General features: G+C 69.3%; 18 protein-coding genes. 8 read left to right on the top strand and 10 right to left on the bottom strand.

Features of this window, described 5'->3' with window-relative positions:
• Window positions 1–94: 94 nt before the first annotated feature.
• Window positions 95–1636 (top strand): serine/threonine-protein kinase, encoded by a 1542-nt coding sequence (locus tag QSK35_RS12785; protein WP_502881647.1) that lies wholly within the window; start codon window positions 95–97, stop codon window positions 1634–1636.
• Here the strand turns inward: QSK35_RS12785 and QSK35_RS12790 are convergent.
• The gene (locus QSK35_RS12790) at window positions 1584–2525 is read right to left on the bottom strand and encodes a LysR family transcriptional regulator (protein ID WP_285745585.1); all 942 of its coding nucleotides are present in this window, start codon (window positions 2523–2525) and stop codon (window positions 1584–1586) included. The two genes, QSK35_RS12785 and QSK35_RS12790, sit on opposite strands and share 53 nt — an antisense overlap.
• A gap of 109 nt (window positions 2526–2634) precedes the next feature.
• Between QSK35_RS12790 and QSK35_RS12795 the strand changes: the two genes are divergently transcribed.
• The 3 genes from QSK35_RS12795 (at window position 2635) to QSK35_RS12805 (ending at window position 5337) form a co-directional block, all read left to right on the top strand.
• On the top strand, window positions 2635–3534 hold the full coding sequence (locus QSK35_RS12795) for a DMT family transporter (RefSeq protein ID WP_285745587.1): 900 nt from the start codon (window positions 2635–2637) through the stop codon (window positions 3532–3534).
• 117 nt (window positions 3535–3651) lie between these two features.
• Window positions 3652–4071: an SsgA family sporulation/cell division regulator gene (locus QSK35_RS12800; RefSeq protein WP_285745589.1), complete on the top strand. Its 420-nt coding sequence runs from the start codon at window positions 3652–3654 to the stop codon at window positions 4069–4071.
• A gap of 9 nt (window positions 4072–4080) precedes the next feature.
• On the top strand, window positions 4081–5337 hold the full coding sequence (locus tag QSK35_RS12805) for a serine/threonine-protein kinase (protein ID WP_285745591.1): 1257 nt from the start codon (window positions 4081–4083) through the stop codon (window positions 5335–5337).
• On the opposite strand, the gene QSK35_RS12810 is transcribed toward QSK35_RS12805, so the two are convergent.
• From QSK35_RS12810 to QSK35_RS12820, 3 genes are read right to left on the bottom strand one after another with little or no spacing between them, the layout of a single operon-like run.
• Window positions 5315–5911 (bottom strand): hypothetical protein, encoded by a 597-nt coding sequence (locus QSK35_RS12810; RefSeq protein ID WP_352243755.1) that lies wholly within the window; start codon window positions 5909–5911, stop codon window positions 5315–5317. The genes QSK35_RS12805 and QSK35_RS12810 overlap by 23 nt on opposite strands.
• A gap of 2 nt (window positions 5912–5913) precedes the next feature.
• The gene (locus QSK35_RS12815) at window positions 5914–6564 is read right to left on the bottom strand and encodes a response regulator (protein ID WP_285745593.1); all 651 of its coding nucleotides are present in this window, start codon (window positions 6562–6564) and stop codon (window positions 5914–5916) included.
• The gene (locus QSK35_RS12820) at window positions 6561–7730 is read right to left on the bottom strand and encodes an ATP-binding protein (protein ID WP_352243848.1); all 1170 of its coding nucleotides are present in this window, start codon (window positions 7728–7730) and stop codon (window positions 6561–6563) included. The genes QSK35_RS12815 and QSK35_RS12820 overlap by 4 nt, the downstream gene beginning before the upstream one ends.
• 166 nt (window positions 7731–7896) lie before the next feature.
• Between QSK35_RS12820 and QSK35_RS12825 the strand changes: the two genes are divergently transcribed.
• Window positions 7897–9060 (top strand): PspC domain-containing protein, encoded by a 1164-nt coding sequence (locus tag QSK35_RS12825; protein ID WP_285745595.1) that lies wholly within the window; start codon window positions 7897–7899, stop codon window positions 9058–9060.
• Window positions 9053–9244, top strand: a complete 192-nt coding sequence (locus tag QSK35_RS12830) for a hypothetical protein (protein WP_285745596.1) — start codon at window positions 9053–9055, stop codon at window positions 9242–9244. Before QSK35_RS12825 ends, QSK35_RS12830 begins: the two co-directional genes overlap by 8 nt.
• 62 nt (window positions 9245–9306) lie before the next feature.
• Here the strand turns inward: QSK35_RS12830 and guaA are convergent, their stop codons facing one another.
• The gene (gene guaA / locus QSK35_RS12835; protein WP_285745598.1) at window positions 9307–10866 is read right to left on the bottom strand and encodes a glutamine-hydrolyzing GMP synthase; all 1560 of its coding nucleotides are present in this window, start codon (window positions 10864–10866) and stop codon (window positions 9307–9309) included.
• A gap of 18 nt (window positions 10867–10884) precedes the next feature.
• On the opposite strand from guaA, the gene QSK35_RS12840 reads away from it, so the two are divergent.
• Window positions 10885–11562 (top strand): aminoglycoside phosphotransferase family protein, encoded by a 678-nt coding sequence (locus QSK35_RS12840; RefSeq protein ID WP_285745600.1) that lies wholly within the window; start codon window positions 10885–10887, stop codon window positions 11560–11562.
• Between the two features lie 10 nt (window positions 11563–11572).
• The gene (locus QSK35_RS12845) at window positions 11573–13018 is read left to right on the top strand and encodes an aldehyde dehydrogenase family protein (protein WP_285745602.1); all 1446 of its coding nucleotides are present in this window, start codon (window positions 11573–11575) and stop codon (window positions 13016–13018) included.
• 7 nt (window positions 13019–13025) lie between these two features.
• Here QSK35_RS12845 and QSK35_RS12850 read toward each other — a convergent pair whose 3' ends face one another.
• The 5 genes from QSK35_RS12850 to QSK35_RS12870 form a co-directional block, all read right to left on the bottom strand.
• Window positions 13026–14279, bottom strand: coding sequence for an FAD-dependent monooxygenase (locus tag QSK35_RS12850; protein ID WP_285745603.1), 1254 nt, complete (start codon window positions 14277–14279; stop codon window positions 13026–13028).
• Window positions 14276–15235, bottom strand: coding sequence for an MBL fold metallo-hydrolase (locus QSK35_RS12855; protein ID WP_285745606.1), 960 nt, complete (start codon window positions 15233–15235; stop codon window positions 14276–14278). Before QSK35_RS12855 ends, QSK35_RS12850 begins: the two co-directional genes overlap by 4 nt.
• Window positions 15236–15247: 12 nt before the next feature.
• Window positions 15248–16924 carry a GMC family oxidoreductase gene (locus QSK35_RS12860; RefSeq protein ID WP_285745608.1) on the bottom strand — a complete coding sequence of 559 codons (1677 nt, stop codon included), beginning with the start codon at window positions 16922–16924 and terminating at the stop codon, window positions 15248–15250.
• Window positions 16925–16957: 33 nt separating this feature from the next.
• The gene (locus QSK35_RS12865) at window positions 16958–18721 is read right to left on the bottom strand and encodes an ATP-binding protein (protein ID WP_285745610.1); all 1764 of its coding nucleotides are present in this window, start codon (window positions 18719–18721) and stop codon (window positions 16958–16960) included.
• An 89-nt stretch (window positions 18722–18810) separates the two neighbouring features.
• Window positions 18811–19944, bottom strand: a complete 1134-nt coding sequence (locus QSK35_RS12870) for a GuaB3 family IMP dehydrogenase-related protein (protein ID WP_285745611.1) — start codon at window positions 19942–19944, stop codon at window positions 18811–18813.
• Between the last annotated feature and the right edge of the window lie 19 nt (window positions 19945–19963).

The following is a 19963-nucleotide window of genomic DNA, read 5'->3' on the forward strand; positions in this document are numbered from 1 at the left end:
GCCAGATTCCGCACGACTGGGAGCAACCGTGACCGACGATGGCCGCTTGGTCGCTGGTCGCTACCGATTGGGTCAACGAATCGGTAGCGGCGCCATGGGCATCGTCTGGACGGCACACGACGAACGCCTGCACCGCACGATCGCGATCAAGCAGCTGCTCCTGCAGCCCGGCCTCGCAGCGGCGGACACCGACGAGGCGAAGCGACGGGCCATGCGCGAGGGCCGCATCGCGGCCCGGCTGCAGCACCCGCACGCGATCGCGGTCTACGACGTGGCCGAGGACGACGGCGCGCCCTGGCTGGTGATGGAGTACCTGCCGTCCAAGAGTCTCTCGACGGTCCTGTCCGAGCGCGGCACGCTGCCGCCGCTGGATGTCGCGTCGATCGGCATGCAGGTCGCCTCCGCGCTGGCCGCCGCGCACAACGCGGGCATCACGCACCGGGACATCAAGCCCGGCAACGTGTTGCTCGGCGACGACGGCACGGTCAAGATCACCGACTTCGGCATCTCCCGCGCGACCGGTGACGTCACGGTCACCGCGACCGGGATGCTCGCGGGCACGCCCGCCTACCTCGCTCCCGAGGTCGCCAAGGGCTACGACCCCGGCTCGCCGTCGGACGTCTTCTCCCTCGGTTCCACGCTGTACGCGGCGGTCGAGGGCACACCGCCGTTCGGGCTCAGCGAGAACACCATCGCGCTGCTGCACCAGGTCGCTTCGGGCAAGGTCACGCCGCCGCGCAACGCCGGCCCGCTGACCGCGCTGCTCATGCGCCTGCTGCGGGCCGAGCCGGACGAGCGGCCGACGATGGCCGAGGCCCGCGACGCGCTGGCCGCCGTGGCGAACGGCAAGCCGACGCCCGCGTTCACCCCCGCGGTGGTCGCGCCGAGCCACCCGCCGTCGTGGCGCGGTACGCCGGTGCAGGCGCCGGTCCCGGACACGACCCGCGAGATCAAGCCTCGCCAGCAGGTACAGCAGCAGCCGCAACACCAGGCGCACATGCCGAACCCGACACGGATCGACCTGCGCACGCCGCCGCGTCCGACGCCGCCGCCCATGGGCAACCGCCCGGCCGCGGCCCCGCAGTACTCGTCCTCGTCGCCGCGGCCCGCGCAGCGCAGCAAGCGCTCCACGATGATCACGGCGCTTGCCATCGTGGCGGCGGCCGTGGTCGGCATCATGATCGCGAGCATGCTGGGCGGCGGTGGCGACGACAAGAACAGCACCGCGAACGGCAGCACGCCGGACGTCACCCAGAGCACGGGGTCGCAGCCGACGTCGTCGTCGAAGAAGGCCGGCACCCCGGCGGGCGGCTACACCGAGAAGCCGTCGCAGGAACAGCAAGAAGAAATGATCAAGAACTACTTCGAGCTGGCGACGAGCGATCAGCAGGCGGCGTGGGGACAGCTGTTGCCCGACTTCCAGTCGGCCGCGGGCGGCTACGACACCTACTCGGGCTTCTGGAGCAACGTCAAGAAGGTCGAAGTCGAGAACATCACCATGAACGCGGACTTCGCCCAGGTCGTCGAGCTGAAGTACAAGATGAAGGACGGCAGCTCGACCTCGGAGAAGAAGCTGATCGTGCTCAAATGGGATGGCCAGAACCTGTTCCTGCAGCGGGAGCAGAAGCTCGGCTGACGGCGGCGTCGCGCAGCGCGGTGATGAAGTCGCGGACCGCCGGGTTGTCGACGGTGTCCTCGCGCGTCATCGCGTAGATGTTGCGGACCGGCTCGGGCCGCCGCAGCCTGCGCACGACGACACCCGGATGCGGCGCGCCGAGCCCCAGCTTGGGCACGATCGACACGCCCAGTCCGGCCGCGACGAACCCCTGTGCGGTCGCCAGGTCGTCGCTCTCCACGACGAACTTCGGCGTGACACAGGCCGACGCGCAGAAGTTCAGCACGATGTCGCGGCACGGCCCCGGCGGCAGCATCGAGTCCACCCATGGCTCGTCGGCGAGGTCAGCGAGGTCCAGCACGCGCTTGCGGGCCAGCTCGTGCCCACGCGGCAGCACCGCGAAGTACGGGTCGGCGAGCAGGTGGACGACGCTCATTCCCTTGGGCGGCTTCGACTCCGGCATCATCACCGTGATCGCCACGTCCGCCCGGCCGGCCTCCAGCTCCGTCACCGGGTCGTGCGGCTCGATGAGCTTGAGGTCGAGCTTCACGCACCCCTGCCTGGCCTGGAACGCGGCCACGGCGGGCGGCACGAGCGAGGCGCCGGCCGTCGCGAAGTAGCGGACGCGCAGCCGTCCGGTGCGCCCGTCGCGCAGGTCCGCGAGGGCGGTCTCGGCCAGGCACAGCTGGTCGGCGATGGCGGCCGCGTGCTCGGTGAGCAGCCGGCCCGCGGCGGTGGGCCGCACGCCCCGGCCGACACGTTCCAGCAACGGCAGGCCCGCCTGCTTCTCCAGTCCGGCGACCTGCTGGCTGACCGCCGACGGGGTGTAGCCGAGGTTCGTGGCCGCCGCGGTGATGGAACCCGTGGTCACGACGGCCCTGAGCACCTGCATGCGCCGCACGTCCAACATGACCCGACCTTACAAGTCTACTTAAAGGTTGTGCATAACAATTAAATTGTGTTCACGGGTTTCCACCCGCAGGGTGGACCTTGTGAACAGACCAGGCACGCTGATCAGGATGGGCGTTCTCGCCCTGCTGTGGGGATCCAGCTTCCTGTGGATCAAGATCGCGCTCTCGGGGTTCAGCCCCGTGCAGATCTCGCTCATCAGGACCGTGCTCGGCGCGGGGGTGCTGCTCGCGCTGCTCGGCAGCCTGCGCCAGAGCCTGCCGACCAGCTGGACGACCTGGAAGCACATGCTCGTCGTGGCGTTCTTCGGCTGCGCCGTCCCGTTCACGCTCTTCGCCGTCGGGGGGAAGACCGTGGACTCCGGCGTGTCCGGTGTGCTCAACGCCACAACGCCGCTGTTCGCGTTGCTCATCGGCCTGGCGATCGGCCTGGAGAAGTGGAGCAACGTCGTGCGGCTCACGGGCCTCGTGCTCGGGTTCGCCGGCGTTCTGCTGATCTTCGCGCCGTGGCAGAAGGCGGGCCTGGCCAGCTGGGGCGCGGTCGCGTGCCTGGTCGCCGCGGCCTCGTACGCGATCGCCTACACCTACGTCGGCCGATACATGAGCAAGTCCGGGCTCACCACGCAGCAGCTGTCGGCGATGCAGCTGGTCGCCGGGGCGGGCCTGCTGACGGTCGCGCTGCCCGCGGGCGGGTTCGACCCGATCCGGCCGCACTGGCAGGCGTTCGTCGCGGTCGCGATCCTCGGCGTGTTCGGTACCGGCATCGCGTTCATCCTCAACTACCGCGTCATCGCGGACGAGGGCGCCACGACGGCGACCAGCGTCGGCTACCTCCTGCCGGTCGTCTCCGTGCTGCTGGGCGCGGCGTTCCTGCACGAGCAGCTGAACCTGCGCGTGGTCGCCGGGATGCTCGTGGTGCTACTCGGTGTAGCGCTCACCAGGCGCCGGCCGGTGGTTGCTGCTGCTCCGGACGTCTCACCAAACGAGATACGTGACCTGGTAAAACGCTGACAAGTGAGACGCCCGTCTCCCCCAATAGGATGGTTCGAAGACGAATCGCGTCCGTATCCGCCGACTAAGCCGTCTCCTCGTATGAGAGCGGTTGAAACGGCGGAAAGGACAGTGACAGTGAGCAACGAAAACCTGACGGTTCGCGCGAACACCACGTTTCATCTGCTGGCTCCCGGCGTGGCGCCCGCCCCGGTCGAGGCGGAGCTCGTCTACGACCCGGAGGACCCGTACGCGGTGGCCGTGGTGTTCCACACGGGCCAGGGCCGGGTCGAGTGGATGTTCGCCCGCGACCTGCTGGCCGACGGACTGCTGACGCCCTGCGGTGAGGGCGACATCCTGGTGCGGCCCGCGGCCGACGACCCGGAGCGGGTGCTGGTCGAGCTGAACGCGCCGACCGGGTTCGCGATCCTCAGCGCCGTCGCCGAGGAAGTGGCCGAGTTCCTGGACCAGACGTACGACGTGGTTCAGCCCGGTGAGGAAGATCTGTGGATCGACTTCGACCGGGAACTGCAGAAGCTGGTCTCGACCATTGACTAGTCTCACCGTGTGACACCTGTTGGGGGCCGCTACGCGCTGCTGGAGCGCATCGGCAGCGGTGCGATGGGGGTGGTCTGGCGGGCGCGGGACGAGGTGCTGGGCCGCGAGGTCGCGGTCAAACAGCTCGTCACCCCGGACCACCATCGGGCGATGAGGGAGGCGCGCAACGCCGCCCGGCTGCATCACCCGCACGCCATCGCCGTGTTCGACGTGCTGGCTCACGACGACGCGTCGTGGCTGGTCATGGAGTACCTCCCGTCCAGAAGCCTCTCCGCGGTCATCGCGGAGGACGGTCCGGTCAGCCCGGAGGAGGCAGCGCGGATCGGTGGCCACGTGGCATCGGCCCTGGCCGCCGCGCACGACGCGGGGATCGTGCACCGCGACATCAAGCCGGGAAACGTGCTCATCGGGCACGACGGCACCGTCAAGATCACCGACTTCGGCATCTCCCGCGCCACCGGCGACGGCACGATGACCGACACCGGCACGATCGCCGGAACACCTGCCTTCCTGGCGCCGGAGATCGCGCGAGGCGAGCAGCCGGACACCGCTTCGGACGTGTTCTCGCTGGGCGCGACGTTGTTCGCGGCGGTCGAGGGCACCGGGCCGTTCGGGCAGAGCGACAACCCGTTCGGGCTCATCTACCGCGCCGCCAGCGGTCAGCTCCTCCAGCCGGTCAAGGCCGGTCCGTTGACCGAGACCTTGATGCGGCTGCTGTCGGTCGAGAGGTCGGCGCGGCCGACCGCGTCGGAGGCCGCCGAGCTGCTGGCTCCCGACCAGATCTCCCAGCCGTTGCCCGTTCCGTCGGCGCGCAAGCCCCGGAAGAAGCTCGTGCTCGTCCTCGGCGTGGTCGCGCTGCTGGCGTTCAGCGGTACGGCCGCCGCGGTGTTCTGGCCGGAGAGCAGCCCGCCGGTGCACAACTCCGGCGCGGGTTTCCCGGATCAGCCGAGGTACTACACGCCAAGCGAGGCCGACCAGTTCGTCGTGGAGCACTACAAGCTCCTGCCCGACGAACCCGGGAAGGCGTGGGAGAACCTCTCGAGGCAGAGCCGGGAACCGGTGGACGCGTACACGGCGCGGTGGGAGAACTACACGGACGTGAAGTGCACCAGCACCGGCAACGTCCGCGGCCACGGGCCGAACTGGGTGGTCACGGTCGCGCTGGAGTTGATCAGCCCGAAGGGCACCGAGGCCGGCACCTACGACGTCGAGGTCGCCTCCGTCGACAACCAGATGAAGATCGTCAACTCGACAAAAGTTGGCTGAGCAGCCAGAAGCTGCCGCCGCCCACGACCACGCCCATCACCGAGCCCGCGAGCACCTGCGGGGTGGTGTGGTCACCGAGCTCGACCCGCGACCACGCCACGAACGCGGCGGGCAGCGCGACCAGCAGCAGCCACGGCCCGTAGATCAGGGCCAGCGTCACCACCGCGGCGAACGCGACGGCCGCGTGCAGCGAGATCTTCCACTTCAGTCCGAACGTGATGGCCATGCTGACCAGCAGCGACGCGAACATGCTGCCGGCGAGCGCGAGCATCTGGTGCGGTGCACCGCCGAGCACCAGGATCACGATGCCCGCCGTGAGGGACGCACCGGCGGTCAGCAGCGGGACGAGCCGGCCCTCGCGGTTCGTCACGTGGTGGCCGTCCCAGCGCCCCTTCCGGGCGCCGCGCACGATCACGGCCATCGGGATGACGCTGGCGGTCATGGCCACGACGAAGCCCCACAGCAGCGTCTGCCAGAAACCCTCGGTCGAGGCGGCGACGGCGAACGGCAGGGTCAGCACCCAGACCCACGGCGCGAGCACCTCGGTGGCGCCGCGGGCGATCTTCTTGATCAACGTCAGACCAGCCTGCGATCCGTGGCCCAGCGGGACAGCTCGTAGCGGTTGGACAGCTGCGTCTTGCGCAGGACGCTGCTGACGTGCGTCTCGACCGTCTTGACGCTGATGAACAGCTCCGAGGCGATCTCCTTGTACGCGTAGCCACGGGCCAGTAGACGCAGCACGTCGCGTTCGCGCGGCGTCAGCAGGTCCAGCTCGGGATCGCTGATCGGCGCGGCGCCCGGCCGGTCGGCGAACGCGTCGAGCACGAAGCCCGCCAGCCGCGGCGAGAAGACGGCGTCGCCCTCGCTCACCCGCACGACCGCCTTGACCAGCTCCTGACTGGAGATCGTCTTCGTGACGTACCCGCGCGCGCCCGCGCGGATGACGTTGATGACGTCTTCGGCCGCGTCGCTGACGCTGAGCGCCAGGAACACGACCTCCTGGTTCGTCGCGCGGATCTGCCGCAGCACCTCGGCGCCGCCGCCGTCCGGCATGTGCACGTCGAGCAGCACGACGTCCGGCTTGTGGTGGTTGATCCCCGCCACCGCCTCGCCGACGCTGCCCGCCTCACCGACCACGTCGACCTCGTCGGTGATCGAGTCGAGCTCGGCGCGCACCCCGGCGCGGAACAACGCGTGGTCGTCCACCAGGAACACCCTGACGCTCACGTCCTGGCCTCCGTCTTCCTCGGCATCTCGAGCTGCACCTCGGTCCCTTCGTTCAGGGCCGTGCGCAACCGCACCTCCCCACCGTGCCGGTCCATCCTCCCCCGGATGCTGCCGGAGAGGCCATGCCGGTCCTCCGGAACGGTGTCCGGGTCGAACCCCTTGCCCCGGTCGCGCACGAAGACGGTCACCTTGTCCGGCTCCACCTCCGCGTACACGCTGACCTCGCTCACCCCGGCGTGCTTCGCGGCGTTGACCATCGCCTCCCGCGCGGCCTGCACGAGCGCGTACAACCCGTCTGCCAGCACGCAGTCGCCCACGACCACCTGCGGCACGGCGATCGCGAAGTCGTCCTCGACCTCGGCGCACGCCTGCGCGATGGCCAGGCTGATCGTCTGCGGCTGCTCCCCGACCTCGCGGCCGTACAGCCAGCTGCGCAGCTCGCGTTCCTGGCTCCTCGCGAGCCGTTTGACCTCCCGCTCGCTGCCGGCCTGCTTCTGGATGAGGGCCAACGTCTGCAGCACGCTGTCGTGCAGGTGCGCGGCGATCTCCGCGCGTTCCTCGGTGCGGATGCGGGCCCGGCGCTCCTCGCCCAGGTCCCTCACCAGCCGCATCCACAGCGGAATGGTCAGCACGGCCACGCCGATGAGGGTCGCCAGGACCGCCAGCAACGCCTCGGGCAGTTGGTCGAGCCTGATGTTGTTGTACAGGAACGCGGCGATGCCGATACCGACCAGCACCACCCCTGACACCGTCCGCACGACTCCCGCCTTGCCCTGGCCCAACGCACCGTCGCGCCACCGCCGGCGCTGCGCCTCGTCGGCCTCCCGCCACACGACGGCGGCGCCGACGAGCGCCACGGCCATCGGGCCGGTGATCCACCCGCTGGCCGCGTTGGCCAGCAGCCCGGTGAACACCGCCACCCCGAGTCCCAGTGCCGCGAGACCGACGGCCTGCTGCCACTCCCGCCGGTCCGTCTCGACTTCCGGTTCGGTCGCCGGGCGCTGCTGGACGAACATCCACAGCAGCGCGTAGGCGACGATGCCCGCGCCGCTGACGGCGGTCAGGAGGGCGAACACCGCGCGCACCCAGAAGACCGGGGCGCCCAGGTGATCAGCTAGGCCGCCGGCGACGCCCGCGACCACCCGGCCGGAACGCCTGCGGCGCATCGGCTCGATGCGTGCACTCACCGTTAGATCGTCACACGGTTGTGCTGCTCGGACATCAGGGATGCCCCTGGTTGGCGGGCCGGATGCGTCGGCAGCCAACCCTGACCTCGTGAATCAGGGGTGGGCCCTGATGTGCGCGACCCCGTCTGCCTCCAAGCTTGATGACGTGAGCGAGACAGTCGGAGCAGCCAACGTCGGAGAGACGCTGAGAGAGTTCTGGGCGCACCGGCCGATCCGGCCCAAGCAGGGACGCAAGATCGGCGGAGTCGCCTTGGGTATCGCGCTGCGGTACCAGATCGACCCGGTGATCGTGCGGATCGCCTTCGTGGCCGCGGCCCTCACGGGTGGCGCGGGCATCCTCCTCTATGTGCTCGGGTGGTTGTGGCTGCCCGAGGAGGGCGACGAGGTGTCGCCCGCGGAAGCGTTGATCCACCGGGGGCACAGCTCGATGTCGGCGGGCCTGACCGTGCTCCTGGGACTGTTGGTGTTGCCGTCGGTCGGGTTCCTGATCGGGGGCGGCTTCGAGGTCTTCGTGACGCTCGCGCTCGCCACGGCGGGGATCTACCTGCTGCAGAAGAACCGTGGGCACCTGGAGCCCGCCATCGCGGCCACGGAGGTGCGGGTACCGCCCGCGCCCGGTGCACCCGCGTGGGATCCGCTCGGTGCCGCGCCCTTCGCGTGGGACCTGCCCGAGCCCTCGCCGCCGCCTCCGCCGCCCGCGCCCAAGCCGCCGAAGTCGCGGATCGGGCTGGTGGCGGTCGGGGTAGCGACGCTCGTGGTCGCCGGGTCGGTGATCGCCGGGACGTGGTCGGGCTGGTTCTCCGCGCAGCACATCGTCGGGCTGATCGTGGGCGTGCTCGGGCTCGGGCTGGTGGCGGGGGCGTTCGCCGGCGGGTCGCGGGGGCTGATCGCGCTGGTGATCCCGTTGTCGATCATCGGTTTCGCGATGACCACCGTCCACTTCGACGGGGATACGCGGTTCGGTGACATCAACGTCAAGCCCGCCGCCATCTCGGACGTGCAGAGCCGCTACGAGACCAACGCCGGCACGGTGAACCTCGACCTGCGGGACCTGCCCAACTCGGGAGAGGTGAAGACGGCCATCGAGGTGGCGGTCGGTGAGGTCAACGTGCACGTGCCGAAGAACGCGGACGTGCGGCTGACCTGCTCGTCCAACGTGGCCGGCTCGCTCGACTGCCTCGGACAGCAGACCGAGGGGCGCAACCCGCGGCTGGAAGTGAACAACGACGGAGCCGACGGGCCCGGTGGACTGAAGATCGAACTGGACGTCCACGCGAACGTCGGAGATGTGAAGGTGACCCGTGACTGACAACGAGATCAAGCGCCCGGTGGACCTGATCGGGCTGCTGTTCGGGCTCGGGGCGCTGTTCGCGTCGGCGTTCATCCTCACCGACGGGGCGTTCTCCTTCGACCCACGATGGGTGCTCGCCGGCCTCGCGATGGTGATCGGCCTGGGCCTGCTCGTGAACTCCACGCGCCGCCGCCGCAAGTAAGGGGAAATGCCGTTAAGGCCACCTTCACTGCGCTCAACGCAGTGAAGGTGGCCTTAACGGTGTCACTCCCACTCGATGGTGCCTGGGGGCTTGGACGTCACGTCGAGCACTACGCGGTTGACGTCGTTCACCTCGTTGGTGATGCGGGTCGAGATGCGCTCCAGCACCTCGTACGGCAGGCGGGTCCAGTCGGCCGTCATGGCGTCCTCGCTGGACACCGGGCGCAGCACGATCGGGTGGCCGTAGGTGCGGCCGTCGCCCTGGACGCCGACGCTGCGGACGTCCGCCAGCAGCACGACCGGGCACTGCCAGATCTGCCGGTCGAGACCCGCCAGGGTGAGCTCCTCGCGGGCGATCGCGTCGGCCTGGCGCAGGATCTCCAGGCGTTCGGCGGTCACCTCACCGATGATGCGGATGCCCAGGCCGGGGCCGGGGAACGGCTGGCGCTGCACGATCGTCTCCGGCAGACCCAGCTCGGTGCCGACGCGGCGCACCTCGTCCTTGAACAGCGCGCGCAGCGGTTCGACGAGCTCGAACTGCAGGTCATCCGGCAGGCCGCCGACGTTGTGGTGGCTCTTGATGTTCGCGGTGCCCGCGCCGCCACCGGACTCGACGACGTCCGGGTAGAGCGTGCCCTGCACCAGGAACCGGTAGTCGCCCTCGGCCTTGAGGTCGCGCTCGGCCTGCTCGAAGACGCGGATGAACTCGCGCCCGATGATCTTGCGCTTCTCCTCGGGGTCGCTGACCCCGGCCAGGGCGTTGAGGAACCGCTCCCGCGCGTCCACGGTCACCAGGTTCACGCCCGTGGCCGCGACGAAGTCCCGCTCGACCTGGGCGCGCTCACCCGCGCGCAGCAGGCCGTGGTCGACGAACACACAGGTCAGACGGTCGCCGATGGCCCGCTGGACCAGCGCCGCGGCCACCGCCGAGTCGACGCCGCCGGACAGGCCGCAGATGGCCTTGCCGTCGCCGATCTGCTCGCGGATCCGCTCGACCTGCTCGTCCACAATGGAAGCCGTGGTCCACTGTGGACGGATACCGGCGATCTCGTGCAGGAACCGGCGCAGCACCTCCTGGCCGTGCGGCGAGTGGTGCACCTCCGGGTGGTACTGCACGCCTGCGAACCGTCGTTCGACGTTCTCGAACGCCGCGACCGGGGCACCGTCGCTGGTGGCGGTCACCGTGAAGCCCTCGGGGGCCTCCGTGACGCAGTCGCCGTGGCTCATCCACACCGGGTGCGTGCCGGGCAGCTCCTCGTGCAACGTGCCGGGCGCCGCGGTGATGCCGAGCTCCGTGCGGCCGTACTCGCGGGTGCCGGTGTGCTCGACCGTGCCGCCGAGCGCGCGGGCCATCGCCTGGAAGCCGTAGCAGATGCCGAAGACCGGAACACCGGTCTCGAACAGCTTCGGGTCGACCTGCGGCGCGCCCTCGTCGTACACGCTGGACGGGCCGCCCGACAGGACGATCGCGATGGGGTCCTTGTCGAGCATTTCGCTCACCGAGGCGGTGTGCGGGACGACCTCGGAGTACACCTGCGCCTCGCGGACGCGACGGGCGATGAGCTGCGCGTACTGCGCACCGAAGTCGACTACGAGAACCGGGCGGCTGGAGGTTTCGGACACCAGGCAAGGATGTCAGATGTGGAGCGGGAACTGCTGCCCGGTGGGGGGCTCAACCAGGTATATCGGGTCGGTGACAGCGTGCACCGGCCGGTCGCGGTGTGGACGCCGCGCGTGCACGAGTTGTTGCGGCACTTGGCACCGTTGGGTTTCGTGCCCAGGGTGCACGGGTTTGCCGACGGGCACGAGGTGCTGTCGTTCGTCGAGGGTGAAGTTGGCCACCCGCCCCTCGCCGAGCACCTCAGAGGCGAGGACACGCTGGTCGCGGCCGCTCGGTTGCTCAGGCGGATGCACGACGCGTCGGTCCCGCTCGTCGACCGGGACGGCTGGCAGTTCGAGCGGCGCGAACCGGCCGAGGTGATCTGCCACGGCGACTTCGCGTCCTACAACGTGGTGTTCGCCGAGGGAATGCCCGTCGGGGTCATCGACTTCGACACCGCGCACCCCGGTCCGCGCTGGTGGGACATCGGCTGGGCGGTGATCAGCTTCGCCCTGGAATGGGAACGGCCGGATCGCGCCGAGCTGTTCTGCGACGCGTACGGGTTCCCAAAAGACCAGCTCAAGGACGCCGTCCTCGCCCGGCTGGACGACATGCTGCGGCTGATCCGCCAGCACCCGGCGTTCCACCGGCAACGCGCCGAACGGCACGACGAGCATTACCTGCGCCTCGTTGATTACACCAAGGCCAACCTGGCCTAACGTGGACGACATGGACGCGTTCACCCCGCAGCCCAGGCCGTGCTGGATCGCCGGCCGCCCTGAGCAGGGCGAGCAGGCACTGGCGGTGCACCACCCGTACGACGGGACCGAGGTCGCCTCGGTCGCTGTGCCCGGCCCCGACCAGGTCGAGCGCGCGATCGCGGCCGCGGCCGCCGTGGCGAAGGAGTTCCGCCGCACACCGGCGCACGTCAGAGCGGAGGCGTTGCTGCACGTCTCGCGCACGCTGCAGGAGCGGGCCGAGGAGATCGCCGAGACGATCACCGCGGAGAACGGCAAGCCGCTGAAGTGGGCCGAGATCGAGGTCACCCGCGCGGTGAACACGTTCCGCTTCGCCGCCGAGGAGGCGCGGCGGTTCACCGGTGGGCTGCAGCGGCTGGACACCGACAAGAACGGCGAAGGGCGCATGGCCGTCGTGCGGCACGTACCGCGCGGACCGGTGCTCGCGGTGGCGCCGTTCAACTTCCCGCTGAACCTGGTGGCGCACAAGGTCGCGCCCGCGTTGGCGGTCGGTGCGCCGGTGGTCGTGAAGCCCGCGTCGGCGACGCCGCTGTCCGCGTTGCTGCTGGGCGAGATCCTCGCCGAGACGGACCTGCCGCTCGGCGCGTTCTCCGTGCTTCCCGTGCGCGGCAAGGACATGGACGCTCTCGTGAAGGACCCGCGACTGCCCGTGATCTCGTTCACCGGGTCGACGACGGTCGGCTGGTCGATCATGGACTCCGCGCCGCGCAAGCACGTCGTGATGGAGCTGGGCAGCAACAGCGCGGCGATCATCTGTCCTGATTGGACGGATCTCGACTTCGCGGCTTCGCGCATCGCGACGTTCGGCAACTACCAGGGCGGCCAGTCGTGCATCGCGGTGCAACGCGTGATCGTCGACGCGTCCGTCGCGGATTCCTTTGTCCCGAAACTGGTTTCGGCGGTGTCCGCGCTGCGCACCGGTGACCCGCACGATCCCGACGTCGAGGTCGGGCCGCTGATCGACGAGGACAACGCGCGCCGCGTCGAGGAGTGGGTCAACGCGGCGGTCGACGCCGGTGCGTCGGTGCTGACCGGCGGCAAGCGGATCGGGACGTCCGTCGAGCCGACCGTGCTGCGCGACGTGCCGTCCGACGCCAAGGTGTGGCGCGACGAGATGTTCGGGCCGGTGCTCGTGGTGTCGGTCGTGAACGATGTCGCGGAGGCGTTCGCGCAGGCCAACGACACGTCGTACGGCCTGCAGGCGGGCGTGTTCACGCGGGACGTCCAAGTCGCCTTCGACGCGGCCGCCGAGCTGGAGGTCGGCGGCGTGATCATCGGCGACGTGCCGTCGTACCGCGCGGACCAGATGCCCTACGGCGGCGTGAAGAGCTCCGGCACCGGCCGTGAGGGCGTGCGGTCCGCGATGGAGGACTTCACCGAGGAGCGCGTCACCGTGCTCACCGGCATCCAGCTATGAAACACAGTCAGCTGTGGCCGAGCGCTCGTCGCAGTACTTCGTCCGTGGCGGCCCCGGCAACGTGGCCGTCCGGACGGATCCACCTGCCCTCGTGCTGCTGAAATCCAGGTCCGTACGTCCGGCTCTCGGGCAGCAGTTCGCCGCCTTCGGTGGTGAGCGGTGAGTCGGTGTAGGCGAACGGCGTGAACAGCTTGCCCGAGTCGATGCCCTCACCGGTCTCGAGTGCGCGTTCCCGGTGTTCTCGCTCCTCCGGCGTCTGCGGCACGAGGAACTTCATCGTCGTGCCCGTGATGCGCAGGTTCTCGTCGGCCGCCGCACCGCGTTCGATCTCGTAGCTGGGCAACAGGTTCGGGCCCGCCTCGCCCCGGCGGTCGAACGCGATCTTCCACGCGGCGTTGTCGGCGTCGCAGATGCCGGAGTTCAGCCCGCGCGCGCCGAACGGGCTCATGACGTGGGCCGCGTCGCCCGCGAGCAGGATCCCGCCGACCCGCAGTTTCGAGGCTTTGCGCTGGTGGAACCGGTAGGTGGACTGCCAGACGATCTCGTACTGCTTTTCCCCGACGATCGCGCGGATGCGGTCCTCGGTGAGCTCGGCGTCCCCGGCGACCTGCCAGTCGATGCGCCACACGCCGTGCGGCTGGGGGTGCACGAGCACCTGGCGGCCGGGGTTCCACGGCGGGTCGAAGTAGAAGCGGCGTTCGGGCGTCTCGAAGCCGAGGTCGACCCGGATGTCCGCGATGATGAACCGGTCGTCGAACGAGTAGCCGTCGAAGCTCAGGCCGAGCAGCTTGCGGACCGTCGAGTGCACGCCGTCGGCCGCGATGCAGTGGGTGCCGCGGATGCCGTTCGCCTCCACCCCGTCCTCGTCCTGCGTGATGGACGTCAGGGCTTCGCCGTAGCGGAGCTCGATGAGCGGTTCCTTGCCGACTCGCTCCTCGAGGAGGCGTTCGACCTCCGTCTGCGGGGTGTTGACGAACGGCGGGAAGCCCTTCGCCTCGGGGAACGTGATGGTCAGGACCTGCCGGTCGCGGTGGTAGGTGCGGCCCGTGTACCAGGTGACACCCGCGTCGGCGACGTTCTGGCCCACGCCCACGCGTTCGAGGATCTCCAGCACGTCCCGTTGCACACAGATCGAACGGCTGCCGACGGCGGTCCGCCGTTCCGTGGCCTCCAGGACGACGCTCGGGACACCCGCGCGGGCCAGCAGAAGGGCGGCGGTGAGGCCGACCGGACCGGCACCGACCACGAGGACCGGCGTCACTGCAACGCGTCCCAGACGGCACGGTCGCGTTCGGCGGTCCAGATCTCCGGCCAGTCCACGCCGTCGCACTCGTCCCAGTAGCGCTTCACGTCGAACGGCAGGCAGTGCTCGAAGATCGGCCACCGCCCGTAGCGCGGCTCCAGGGCCCGGTGCGCGGCCTGGAACGCCTGCTTCAGCGTGCCGCCCTCGGCGTGCACGGTGCCGACCGTGCGGCGCAGCTCGTCGAGGAAGTGCCGCGACTGCGTGATCGCCGCATCCACCTCACTACGGTCGCGCGCCACGGCTCCGCGGCCACCGACCAGCACCTCGGCGCCCAGCGCCGCCACGTTGTCCAAAGTGGACGTGGCCCAGTCGTTGTGGAACGCGTCGCCGGTGTACAGCGCGGCCTGCGACTCGACGAGGTCGCCCGCGAAGAGAATCCGTTGCTGCGGCAGCCACGCCACGATGTCGCCGGCCGTATGCCCACGCCCGAGGTGCAGCAGCTCCAGGTCACCCCGTGAGCCGCCGAGCGGGATGGTCAGCCGGTCCGAGAACGTCAGCGTCGGCCACGTGAGGCCGGGGATCGAATCCGGTTCCTCGAAGAGGCGCGGCATGCGGCCGTACTCGCTCTCCCAGTCCTGCCTGCCGCGTTCGGCGATCAGCGCGCGGGTCATGTCGTGCGCGACGATCTCCTGCGCGTCGAACGCGCTCGCGCCCAGCGTGCGAACCGCGTGGTAGTGGCTGAGCACGAGGTGGCGGACTGGTTTGCCGGTGTGCCGTCGCAGGATTTTCAGCCACCGGCGCGCGGCGACGGGTGTCGCGCGGGCTTCGAAGCAGACGAGGAAGTCCTCGCCTTCGATCGCACCGACGTTGGGGTCGCCCTCGGCCGTCAGGGTGTAGACGCCGGGGGCGAGCTCGAGAAAGACCTCGTCCTTGGGGGTGAGGTCGGCACTGGACGCGAACGGCTTGGTGGCCATGCCTCCACCGTGTCAGGACACCTTCACGACCGGCAACCGCAATGCGGCTGGTGCTTCGGCGGGCACGGCCGGGTGATGTGGTTTCGTCGGGTTGACCTGCCGGTAGGGCTGATCCTGCGCAGGCCTCGGGTCCGCTTCCCCCTTGTTCGGCCACAGCGAGAACGCCCGTTCGGCCTGCGCGGTGATCGTCAGCGACGGGTTCACGCCGAGGTTCGCACTGATGGCCGCACCGTCCACAACGGACAGTCCGGGATAGTTGAACACGCGGTGGTACGGGTCGATGACGCCGTTCTCGGGATTTGCGGCGATCGCGCAGCCACCGATGAAGTGCGCGGTCAACGGGATGTTGAACAGCTCGCCCCACGTCCCGCCCGCCATGCCGTCGATGTGCTTGGCGGCCAGCAGGTTCGCCTCGTGTCCCGCCGGGATGAACGCCGGGTTCGGCTCGCCGTGGCCCTGTTTCGAGGTGAGCTTGCCTTTTTTCAGGAACGTGGTGATCGAGTTGTCCAGGCTCTGCATCACCAGCAGGATCACTGTGCGCTCGCTCCACCGGTGCACGCTGAGCAGCCTGGCCAGCCGCAGCGGGTGCTTGATCGCCTCCTTGATGAACTGCAGCCACCGCGGCGTGCTCGCGGCGCCGTCGGTCGCCAGGGTCTGCAGCAGTCCCATGGCGTTGCTGCCCTTGCCGTACCGGACGGGCTCGATGTGCGTGATCTCGTCGGGGTGGATCGACGACGTGATCGCAACACCCTTGCTGAAGTCCCGCTCGGGATCCACGCTGAACCGGCCCGCACCGATGATCGACTCGGAGTTCGTGCGGGTCAGCTCGCCCAGCTTGGCCGAGAGTTTCGGCAGGGTCGTCATTCTGGCCCGGTGCAGCAGCTGCTGCGTGCCCCACGTGCCCGCGGCGAGCACGACGTGGTTCGCGGTGAAGGTGTGCGTCTTGCGGCCGCCGGTCTTCTTCGTCTCGATGGTCCAGGTGTCGTCGTTCTGCGAGAGCCCGGTGACCGTGGTGAGCGGGAAGACCTGCGCGCCGTTGCGTTCGGCCAGGTAGAGGTAGTTCTTGACCAGTGTGTTCTTGGCGCCGACCCGGCAGCCCGACATGCACGCGCCGCACTCCGTGCACCCCGTGCGCGTGGGTCCCGCGCCGCCGAAGTACGGGTCTTTGGCGGGCTTGCCCGGTTCGCCGAAGAACACCCCGACCGGCGTCGGGTGGTAGGTGTCCTCGACGCCCATGTCCGCCGCGACCTTCTGCATGACGAGGTCGCTAGGGGTCGTCGTCGGGTTCGTGACCACGCCGAGCATGCGGCTCGCCTGGTCGTAGAACGGGGCGAGCTCGGCCTCCCAGTCCGTGATGTCCGCCCACTGCCGATCCTGGTAGAACGGCTTGAGCGGCCGGTACAGGGTGTTGGCGTACACGAGGCTGCCGCCGCCGACGCCCGCGCCGGCGAGCACCATGACGTTGCGCAGCAGATGGATGCGCTGGATGCCGAAGCACTTCAGGGCGGGCGCCCACAGGTACTTGCGCAGGTTCCACGATGTCTTGGCGAACTCGTCGTCGGCGAACCGGCGACCGGCCTCGAGCACCGCGACCTTGTAGCCCTTCTCGGTCAGGCGCAGCGCGGCGACGCTGCCGCCGAAGCCGGAGCCGACGACCACGACGTCGAAGTTACTCGCGAGTTCACCCATGACTCGCAGAGTATGCGTTACTTCCGGTAACGCCTAGTCCCCGATCGGTTCAGAGGGCGGCAGGTAGCCCTTACCCGTACGCCGATACTTGACGTTCTTGCTGGACGAGGCGCCGATCGCCTCGACGGTGCCTTCCTTCCTCAGCACACCAAGCCACCGGCGCACTGTGCCGTCCAACAGTCCCGTTCGCTGCGCGAGCTCGGACCGGGACAGCGTGTCCTCGCCGAGGGCTGCCAATAGTGCGTCCCGACGGTCGGCACGCCGGCCATTCCCGTCGGGCGACTCGGCGTGCGGCGACGTCAGGCTGTCGCTGAGCTGATACCTCGCCCATCTGCGGGTTCCCGACTGGACCACCAACTCTCGCGCAACGAGGTCCTGAAGTTCGGCTGTGGCCACCCGCGAGTCGACACCGGTCGCCGCGCGGTAGCTCTGGTTGTCGAGCACGTCACCGTTCTTGAGGGCAGCGAGAGCCAAGCACTGGCTGTCGGAAAGGCCGCGCTCGCCGAGAGCCGCCACCCACTGTACGACCGCGTCGCTGAGCAGGGTGTGGTTCGGGAAGGTCACGCCGAAGGATCCGATGGCATCCACGAACTGCGGCGGACTCATCCGAGCCGCCCGCAGCGATTCGAGCATCGTCCGGATTCCTGACCCGCGGTTCTCGCAGACTGTCCTGGTTCCACCCGCGATCGGGACGTCCTCCAGCATCTTCATCAGGGTGGCGTTCCGAGCGGACGAGATGCCTTCTTCGGCCAGGTTGTCGACGGTCACCGGTCCGAAGAGGCCGCCTGGATTGCGGACGACCAAGCGGTCCGGGTACATCTCGACCTGCACCTGCGCACCGCGGGCAGCACTTGACAGATCCCGATGGACCAGCGCGTTCACCACTGCCTCGCGCAACGCCGGTTCTGGATATTCCCAGGTGTCCGCCCGGCCCGCGCCCACGACGACCGAACGTCGCTGCATGTTCCGCCGGATCGCACTGAGCGCCTCGCGCACCATGGTGGGGATCGGCCCCTCCACCAGGACGTTGTCGAGGAAGCGATCACCGGTGACGACATCCGCGCCCGCGCTGGTCGGGTAGTGCACGAATGTGAGCATCAGCTGCGGGAAGTGTTCCTGCGGGTAGACCCCCAGCGCGAGCAGCCCCGCCACCGAAACAGCATCGGCTCCGGCGCCGTCATCGACCAGCACCTTGGTTCTGCGCAGAACAGCCGTCCTGTCGAGATCACCGAATGCGTACGGTCTAGTGGCGCGCAGTCGCATCAGGAACGCCTCTGTCAGGCCCTGGTCGAGATCGGCGAGAGTGATTCCCGGAACCGGTTGCTCGTCATCGCGTGGCTGCCCGCGGGACGCGAGGATGAGCTGGACCTCGTAGCTGCTCAGTCGCCGATCGCCATCACCGACGCGGACATAGCTGCCCTTCGACATGCCGGCGCCCCGGCAGTAACACGGCTTCAGGGCGGGCTCGATCGCCGGGACCTCGGCAACGACCAGTGCGACGCCTTCGAACTGGTGCACCTTGATCAGCGGCCTCAGTTCGGGATACATGTCGGTCGAACATAGAGACGCGAGATCCGCTGTCATCTTCGCAGGATCCGCTATGCCGGTCGGCGAGAAGCCCGACGTCTCGTCCAAGCCGAGAATCAGCGTTCCGCCATGGGTGTTGGCGAACGCGGACAGGGTTTCCCGAATCGACCGCGGCAGGCCTCCCGCAGCCTTCTTCACCTCGACGTCGTCGACATCGCTGCCGATTACGCGCAGGTTCTCGACTATCTCGGCGAGCTCACCGTCCAGCATCGAACGCCTTCCTGCTCACTATCCTGCTCATTAGCGCTAGTTTGCAGGATAGTGAGCAGGATAGTGAGCAGGACACGCCTGGGCGGCGTTCAGCCGCGGATGGTCAGGCCGACCTTCTGGAACTCCTTGAGGTCCGAGTAACCGGTCTTCGCCATCGCCCGCTTCAACGCACCGAACAGGTTCGTCACGCCACGCGGGTCGGTGGACGGCCCGAACAGCAGCGACCGCAGGTCCAGCTCCTGGTCCACGGCCTCCGAGACGAACGACCGGGGCACCGACGGGTGCGCGGACGCGGCCGTCCAGTACAGCCCCTGACCAGGCGCTTCGGCAGCGGCGGCCAGCGGCTCACCGAGCATCACGGCGTCGGCACCACACGCGATGGACTTGGCGACGTCGCCGGACGTCATGACGCCACCGTCGGCGATGACGTGCACGTACCGGCCGCCGGTCTCGTCCAGGTAGTCGCGGCGCGCGGCGGCGGCGTCCGCGATGGCGGTCGCCATCGGCACGCCGATGCCCAGGACGGAGTCGGTGGTCGTGACGCCCGGCGTGTAGCCGTAGCCGACGATCACACCCGCCGCGCCCGTGCGCATCAGGTGCATCGCGGTGCGGTAGTCACCCACGCCGCCCGCGATCACCGGGACGTCGAGGTCCGCGATGAACGACTTGAGGTTCAGCGGCTCGCCGTCGCGCGACACGTGCTCGGCCGAGATGATCGTGCCCTGCACGACCAGGATCTCCACGCCCGCGGCCAGCAGGTCGGGCGTCAGCTCGGCCGCGCGCTGCGGGGAGACGCGGGCCGCGACGGTGACGCCGGACTCGCGGATCTGCTTGATCGCCTCGGCGATCAGGTCCATCCGCAGCGGAGCGGCGTGCAGCTCCTGCAGCACCTTCACCGCGGCCGCCGGGTCGTCGTTGTCCTCGGTGGCCCGGACGAGCCGGAACAGCGCCTCGTCGACGTCCGCGTGGCGCGCCCAGAGGCCCTCGGCGTTCAGCACGCCGAGGCCGCCCAGCTCACCGATGGCCACCGCGGTGCCCGGCGACACGATGGCGTCGGTCGGGTGGGTGATCAGCGGGATGTCGAACCGGTAGGCATCGATCTGCCACGTGGTCGACACGTCCTTCGACGACCGCGTCCGCCGCGACGGGATGATCTCGATGTCGTCCAGCTCGTAGGCCCGCCTCGCGGTCCGGCCCATGCCGATCTCGACCAGATCGCGCACTTGTTGTTCTCCTTAATCC

The sequence above is a fragment of the Lentzea sp. NBRC 105346 genome (assembly GCF_030269605.1).
GTDB lineage: Bacteria > Actinomycetota > Actinomycetes > Mycobacteriales > Pseudonocardiaceae > Lentzea.